We start from the raw sequence: 8,259 nt of genomic DNA on the forward strand, positions 1-8,259 counted from the left end.
CTCTAGTTGCAATTCATAATTAGATAATTTTGCATAGGAATTATTGATTTATGTAGTCCAAAAAAGCATAGTCATATTACGATATGTTGTTACTAGCTGCATTTTCTTGATGCGGATACGGGTGTATTTACCATGATGGTGAAAAGTGATATAGCTTTTGTAATAGTTTCTTATAATTCAACCAGAACTTTAAGAGGCGCAATTGAATCGTGCATTGAAGTAGTTGAGGCTTTTTATCCTCGAAAAGGTAGAGTGATTGTGTACGATAATGCCTCGAAGGATAACTGTCCGCAAATTTTGGATGATTTTGCTCGGAGATATCCAAATATATTTATAGGTAAAAAAGGAGAAACCAATCTGGGTTTTGGGGTTGCTAATAATAGGGCTGTTGCAGATGCACCTAGTAAGACTTATGTTTTAGTAAATCCGGATGTAACATTTAAACCAAAAATAATTCCTCGCTTAGAGGCGACTTTAAATTCTCGATCGGATATCGCAATTGTTTGTCCGAAGTTACTTTATCTTGACAAATCGGTTCAACCTTCAATTCGCAGATTTCCTACGTTTAACTTTTTGCTATGCAAATATTTATTAGGGGAAAAATTGCAGAATATCTTGTGCCCCTTTGATTATTATTATGCTGGTATGCCTCCTCCTAGAAAAACCATAGAAATTAATTGGGCGATTGGGGCTTTCATGATGGTATCTGGAAAGTATGTAGAGCGCTATGGTTTATTTGACGAACGGTTTTTCTTGTATTTTGAAGATGTCAGTTTGTGTGTAGATGCATGGCAAAATGGTTATAGAGTTTTATATCAACCGGAAGTATCTGCACTGCATTTATATCAACGTTCGAGTACTCATTCAAAGTTTAACCATTTAACGCTGATACATATGATTTCTGCTTTGAAATTTTTTGCTAAGTATAAACCTTATCGAAAATCTTGGCAGTTGATTAACTTAATATTTAAAGTGAATTCTAAATTACAAAATGGTTGGCGTTTTTTTGTATTGTCTAAATTTGATAAGTTACAGCGTTCATAAAATTTGGCAGAAGTAACTAGGTAAAATGTTAAAGAATCATGTATAATATTTACTCTTCTCTATTAACTAATTTCTGTCTGCCGAATTTTATGCCTGTAATTATATGAAGTTTCTACAGCAGGCTATTTAATCATCAAAAATTAGATATATATGCAAATTAAGCTACCAATTGTTATTCGTAAATTTGTTATAACTACTAGTTTTTGGCAAAAAAACTATCTGATTGTACGCGCATTTCAACCCTTTTATCGCACTGCAATTATAGCCGTATTTTTTACAATAATGGCAGCGGTATTAGAAGCAGTAGGTATCGGTTTGATAGCGTCTTTGCTGCAAGGATTAACTAATCCAGATCGGGCACCGTTGCAAACTGGCATTGAATGGTTTGATATTCGATTTTTGGGAACCAAAGCTGTTGCTCAAGAACGTATTTGGCGTATATCTGGTTTAATCTTATTTACTGTTTGGGTGAGGGCAGTTTTTAGCTATTTTGGGCGTTACTGCGCTAAATTCTGCGAAATTGGATTGGTAGATACTCTCCGCAAACGAATATTTAAACAGTTTCAAAGCTTTAGTCTTTCATATTATACTCAAAAACGTTCGGGAGAATTAATTAATACTTTTTCTGCTGAAGTTAGCCATCTAAGCTTTGCTTTTAACGAACTGATTAATTTTGTAACTAAAAGCTGCGTAATTTTAGCTTACACTTGCGCGATGTTTGTTATTTCTTGGCAGCTAACTTTAGTTACAGTACTTCTTTTTAGTTTACTGGCAGCAGCCGCATCAAATTGGATTCGTAGAGTCCGTCAAGCCAGCTTTGAAATGACATCTGCTGGTGGAGAATTAGCAGCAAAAACTACAGAATTTATCGGTGGTATTCGCACGGTGCAAGCATTTTGGACTCAAGAATTTGAAAGCAAACGTTTTTATGAAGTAGCGCAAAAGTTTGCCAGCGCTTGGTTGAAGGCTAGTACTATTAGCGGGCTTTTGCAACCTTTGATTGAAGCCTTAGCTACGACAATTTTAGTCGCAATGATTTTAGTTGCGGTTTCTACATTAATATCGAGTGGAATTCTGAATGTAGTTTCTTTGTTGGCTTTTTTGTTTGCCTTATTTCGCTTGCTACCGATTATCGCTCATATGAATAGCTCTTGGGGTTTGATTGCGATGAATTCTGGAGCTTTAGGAGCCGTTGAAGAACTTTTAAGAACTGATAATAAAGCTTATTTAACTGATGGTACAAAAAATTTTCCCGGTTTAAAGCAAGCTATCGAACTTGTAAATGTTGATTTTGCTTACGACAATAATCAATTAGTATTGCACGATATTAATTTAACCATCGAACGCGGTCAAACGGTAGCTTTGGTTGGTGCTAGCGGTTCCGGTAAAACAACTTTAGCGGATTTATTGGTACGTTTTTATGACCCTACTTTTGGAAAAATATTAATCGATGGAGTTGACTTACGCGAATACAGCCTTGGTTCGTTGCGGAACAATATAGCGGTGGTAAGTCAAGATACTTTTATTTTTAATACCTCAGTGCGAGAAAATATTGCTTACGGGTTAGAAAATATAGATGATGAAGCTATTTTTAAAGCAGCTAAAGGTGCAAATGCTTCGGAATTTATTTTAGAATTACCCCAAGGTTTCGATACAAAACTTGGAGATAGGGGAGTACGTTTATCTGGGGGACAAAGACAGAGAATCGCCATTGCTAGAGCTTTATTACGCAATCCACAAATTTTAATTTTAGACGAAGCAACCAGCGCCCTTGATTCAGTTAGCGAGCGTTTGGTACAGCAGTCTTTAGAAAAATTGGCTCATGGAAGAACTGCGATCGCGATCGCTCATCGACTTTCTACTATTTTCAAAGCTGACAAAGTTATAGTTCTCGAACATGGGCGAATTGTAGAACAAGGAGGCTATCAGGAATTATTAAATCGCAAAGGTAAACTCTGGAAATATCATCAAACACAGCATCAGTTTAATGGGTAATGGGGAGTAGGAAGAGATGGGGAAACAAGGGGACAAGGGGACAAGGGGAAAGATTTTCAATTTAAAATCTAAAATTATATAACTCCTAACTCCCAATTACCAATTCCTAAAAACTATGAAAATTGCAATTTGGGGTTCGTATAATTATGGTAACTATGGCGATGATATTATGGCAGTTCAATTCGCCAAGTATCTTAAAAGTCTAAACGTTGAGCCTGTTGTTTATAGATTAGATGAACAGTTAGCACAACGCTATCAACTTCAAACTACGGATTCTTTGAATGAACTTCTTAGTGATGCAAAATTTTGCATTATTGGTGGTGGTGGATTTCTTGTGGAAAATTTTTCTGCACCTTTTGAAGAAGATTTTCGCTGCTTACATCAAGTCAGCATTGAAAAAAATTGTCCCGTATATCCTCTAACTATCGGTGGAGAAGGGTTGGGAAAAAATGCTTCGCTTTCATACTGGAGACGAGAATTTTTTCAAGGAGATATGTGTCAATCTTGTACCGTCAGACTGGAATCGGATCAAGCTCTAATTGAGCAGTTCGGAAAAGAAGCTTTTTACTATGCCGATGTATTGCTGTCAGTAGCTGAATTTTGGCAAATTAAAAGCCAAAGCAAGCAAAACAATACTCACCATAAGACTATCAATGTTGGGATAAATATTCCTAATACTTTACAGTGCAAATGGCTGGCTTTTCAACTTGGTATTATCGCATCTATCAGAAGAGATATTGTTTTCCATTTTATAAAAACATATTTACCATCATCATCTATAAATAGTGAGTTGCGACCTAAACAACTATCTAGTAATATCAAATATTATGTGTATACAGACCCCCAGTCAACACTCGAATTTCTTGCTTCACTTGACTTAGTTGTCTCATACAAACTGCATCTGGGATTAACAGCACTTGCATTGGGCGTACCATTCTACAGCTTGGGGGGTTCTGGTAAAGCAAAAGTTTTTTTAAATAGTATAGGGGCGGATTTTGCGGTTTGGAATCCTGGAGATAAGCGATTTAAAATTGCTGCGTTTTTGTCCAATCCTCAAAATATTCTGCAAGCGCGAAATAAATTTGATTTTACTATAATAAACAAATTAAGTTTGAACAGTTGGGGCCACTTAGATTTCTTAAACAAGCTCGTAAATAATATTAGTTCTTCTTTGAGATAATTATATTCAAGTTTATCGATCTATAGAGCTTTGTTACCCAGTACCGAGCTAATAAAATTATACTTAAAAATCGGATTCATAGAAACATTTGATACAAAGTTTTAATTGTTTATAGGCTTTATTTTTAAAAATATCTGTGGGGAATAGGGAATAGAAAGCATCCTAGAAGTTTTTTCTCAAAAATAAAAATAGTTTCACGGTTTGGGGAAATAATTATAAATTTGAGGGCTTATATGTGATAAATTATTCATCTAAAACGCATTTAAACTGTTCTTTCTAAGAGCAAATCGGGATGTATAGAAATATTTTGATTTGTGCTGAATTAAAAAAAATTAATGTTTCGATTTGAGAGGTATGACTGTGGTGGTTGACACTGGTCTAGAGAATGGGCAAATGGTAATTGCCTCCCCACAAGAAGCTGTTAATATTAGACAGCTATCTACCATAATATATCGCCGACGCGGGCTAATTTTGGGTGTCGCAAGTATAGTAATGTCGGTTACTACTCTTTTATCTGTAGTTATCAAACCGATGCGTGAAAGCTCGATGCAAATGTTAGTCAGTTCCAATCTTTATCAAAGTGCAAAAACTTATAATAATCAAGATAGTTTAAATAATGATTTTACTGATTCCAATATTGAAGTGGTAGATTATACTGCTCAGCTACAGTTGATGCGGAGCAAAAAATTAATTGCTAAAGCAGTTGAAATATTGCGTCCGAGATACTCAAAGATTACAGTCGAAGATATTAAAGGTAAGAAAGGTGAAAAAGGGCCGTTAACAGTTACTCAGTTACAAACAGGAACGGGAACTTGGAAAGCACCTTCGGAAGTATTTGAAGTATCTTTTAAAGACAAAAATCCAGTCAAAGCGCAAAAGGTACTCGAAGCGTTACAAATAGTTTATCAAGATTTTAATAAACAACAGCAAAAAGACCGTTTATCTAAAGGGTTAGCTTTCGTCAACGAAAGACTTCCCAAAATAAAACAGCAGGTAATAGAATCAGAAACAAAGTTAGAGAGATTTCGCAAAAAAAACAATATAGTCGATCCCCAAGTACAAAGTACAATTCTTTTAGAATTGATCGCCGCAGTTAAAAAAGAGCTTGATACTACCACCGCTCAACTGCAAGATGTACAAGCTCGTTACAGCAATTTAGAGCAGAAAATAGCTACTTCTCCTAAAAATGCTTTGGCATCTTCGCGTTTGAGTCAGTCAACTCGTTATCAATCACTTCTCAATGAAATTCAGAAGACAGAATTGGCTTTAGCAGAGGAAAGACAGCGGTTTACCGATAATTCTCCCACCGTACAAAAACTGATACAGCAGCGTCAAAGTCAACTGGCTTTGTTGCGACTCGAAGGCGGAAGAAGTTTGGGAGATAAAGCAGATGCCAACAATACAGCACAGCCACTATTAACAAAAGGGCAGCTTGCAGGAGTCGATTTAAAGCTAGTCGAAGATTTAATTAAATTGCAGACAGAAGCTTTGGGTTTGCGGGCAAATCAACAAAGTTTGATCGAATCTGAAAGACAACTGCGTTCCAATTTGAATGAATATCCGGCTTTAATTGCAGAATATAACCGTTTGTTACCAGAAGTAGAAACCAATCGTAAAACTCTCGCACAGTTAATGGAAGTGCGTCAGAATTTAGCGCTTAAAATTGCTCAAGGGGGATTTGATTGGCAAATACTTGAAGAACCCGAATTAGGAAGTAAAACTGGTCGCTCTAGATTGTTATTTTTGTTAATAGGTGCAGTTACTGGCCCAATTTTGGGTATCGCCGCCGCTTTAGTTTTGGAACTATTTAACGACACAATTTATACTCCCGAAGAACTAACCAAGTTTACGAATCTACGTTTGCTTGGTAAAATTCCCAAACTCCTACCACCTCGCCAAAGGAAAAAACTCTTAGGCTTGCCAGTTTCGTTCGGGCGATCGCGACAAAACCCATACTCATCTTTTTCGGAAGCCATTGCTTATTTACCTTCCCACGAAACGCTGGATATGGCTTACCAAAATATTCAGATATTAAAGTATCCCCTACACTGTCAATCATTGATGGTAACTTCAGCTTCTAATGGGGAAGGGAAATCAACTTCAACATTGGGATTAGCGGTAAGTGCAGCTAGAATGCATACTCGAGTTTTAGTTATTGATGCCAACCTGCGAAATCCTTGCTTGCACTCAATTTTAGAACTTTCTAACGATTGGGGATTATCTTTACTATTATTAGAAGAAACAAATAGTAAAGTCAGCGATTACGTACAGCCCGTTCATCCTGCTATAGACGTTTTAACCGCAGGACCAGTACCAGATGATACGGTGAAGCTACTTACTTCAGGACGGATGAAAGAACTTTTGGAAATATTTACGTGCAACTACGATTTAGTACTGATAGATGCTTCTTCGATTTTAAATACCGTAGACGCGAGGATTTTGGCTTCCCTATGTAACGGTATCATCATGGTAGGGCGCATGGGTAAAATAACGCAAAGCGAATTAATTCAAGCTACGGAAATTTTACATAGTTTGAATTTAGTAGGAATTATAGCTAATGAGGCAGGTTAATCTACGGTGCCTTACTAGATTTTCTTTATCGTTCCCTATTCCCTATAAGCAAACTTTATATGCTATCAATTCGAGCTATCTCGAATAATAAAAAAACTATATAATTATGACTAGCTTATCTAAAAACCCGGTTTCCGGGAAACTACTGTCTAAACGTCCGTCAAAGATATAGAAATCGAACAAGATTAATTATAAGTATAAGTAGCATGAAATTCCGATTTAACAATCCTTCAATGTTATCCCAGATAAAAGTGCGCCATTGGTGGCTCGGAGTACTGTTGTGGATGTTTTTGATTGTCCCAGCACAAGCATCAGTAATTATGCGCGTGGCAATTGAACGGGATGTGAAGCAAGTCAAAGTTGGCAGCTCCACAGCTGCGGTTATCAAAGATGGTACCGGAAATTCTTTAGGAGAATTACCAGCCAGAGAAGCTTACTACGCTCAAGCTGTTCCCGGTGGAGTTGCTTTAAATAAATGGAAATCTCCTTTATTCTGGATTGAACCTAAAGGTAAAGGATTTGTTTATATCGGCGATAAGTGGTATCGGGGTAGAACCTTAGTTATCCCTACGGAAAAAGGGCTAACCGCCGTTAACTGGGTTGATTTAGAAGAATATCTCTACAGCGTTTTAGGTGGCGAAATGGATGCAAGATGGCACCCTGAAGCCCTGAAAGCTCAAGCCATAGCTGCTCGTAGTTATGCCCTTTACAGAAGACAGAAAGAGCAATCTAATCCTTTATATGATGTCGGAGATACCCCCGATAAATGGCAGATTTATTCAGGCGTTGCTAGGGAACATCCTAGAATTTACGCGGCAGTAGATGATACCGCAGGGCAAGTATTAACCCATAACAATCAAATTATTGAATCAGTATTTCATGCTTGTTCTGGCGGACATACTGAAAACGTAGAAGATGTATGGGGTAATAATTTACCTTACCTGCGTGGAGTTCCAGACTTCGACATGAATACCCCCAATCTTGCCAAAATTGCCCCTAAATGCCAATGGCAGAAAAGTTTTTCATCTGCACAGATAGGTGAAAAATTCCCCGAAATCGGCAATATTAAAGAAATTAAAACCGTAGAGCTTTCACCTTACAACAGCGTTACAAAATTGGAAATTATCGGTGAAAAAGGTACCAAAGAGTTAAAAGGTGAACAAGTACGTACCTCACTCAAACTCAACAGTACCCGCTTTGTCGTTAATAAAGCTGAAAATGGTTCATTCGTATTACAAGGACGTGGTTGGGGACATGGCTTAGGAATGAGTCAATACGGCGCATGGTATTTAGCTTCTCAAGGCTACAACCACCTACAAATTTTGAATCATTATTACAACAATGTAGCTTTAGCGCCGATTGAAGTGAAATAGGAAATAGGGAGTTAGGAGTTAGGAAATAGGGAGTAGGGAGTTAGGAAATAGGGAGTAGGGAGTAGGGAGTAGGGAGTAGGGAGTAGGGAGTAGGGA

At 37.2% G+C, this 8,259-nt stretch carries 5 protein-coding genes; all 5 read left to right on the plus strand.

The features are described from left to right. Nucleotides 1-132: 132 nt before the first annotated feature. The 5 genes from ACM03V_RS21920 to ACM03V_RS21940 all read left to right on the plus strand — a co-directional run bounded on the left by ACM03V_RS21920 (nucleotide 133) and on the right by ACM03V_RS21940 (nucleotide 8,163). Nucleotides 133-1,044 carry a glycosyltransferase gene (locus ACM03V_RS21920; RefSeq protein WP_414622917.1) on the plus strand — a complete coding sequence of 304 codons (912 nt, stop codon included), beginning with the start codon at nucleotides 133-135 and terminating at the stop codon, nucleotides 1,042-1,044. A gap of 150 nt (nucleotides 1,045-1,194) precedes the next feature. Then, entirely contained in the window at nucleotides 1,195-3,039 is a 1,845-nt protein-coding gene (gene hepA / locus ACM03V_RS21925; RefSeq protein ID WP_414622918.1) for a heterocyst formation ABC transporter subunit HepA, read from the plus strand. Nucleotides 3,040-3,154: 115 nt separating this feature from the next. Further along, a complete protein-coding gene (locus tag ACM03V_RS21930; protein ID WP_414622919.1) occupies nucleotides 3,155-4,219 on the plus strand; it encodes a polysaccharide pyruvyl transferase family protein in 1,065 nt (354 codons plus the stop codon). 354 nt (nucleotides 4,220-4,573) lie between these two features. Continuing rightward, a complete protein-coding gene (locus ACM03V_RS21935) occupies nucleotides 4,574-6,790 on the plus strand; it encodes a GumC family protein (RefSeq protein WP_414622920.1) in 2,217 nt (738 codons plus the stop codon). Nucleotides 6,791-6,996: 206 nt separating this feature from the next. Beyond that, nucleotides 6,997-8,163 carry a SpoIID/LytB domain-containing protein gene (locus ACM03V_RS21940; protein ID WP_414622921.1) on the plus strand — a complete coding sequence of 389 codons (1,167 nt, stop codon included), beginning with the start codon at nucleotides 6,997-6,999 and terminating at the stop codon, nucleotides 8,161-8,163. The last annotated feature ends 96 nt before the right edge of the window (nucleotides 8,164-8,259 follow it).

The organism is Calothrix sp. CCY 0018 (assembly GCF_963920925.1).
Taxonomy (GTDB): Bacteria; Cyanobacteriota; Cyanobacteriia; order Cyanobacteriales; family Nostocaceae; genus Rivularia.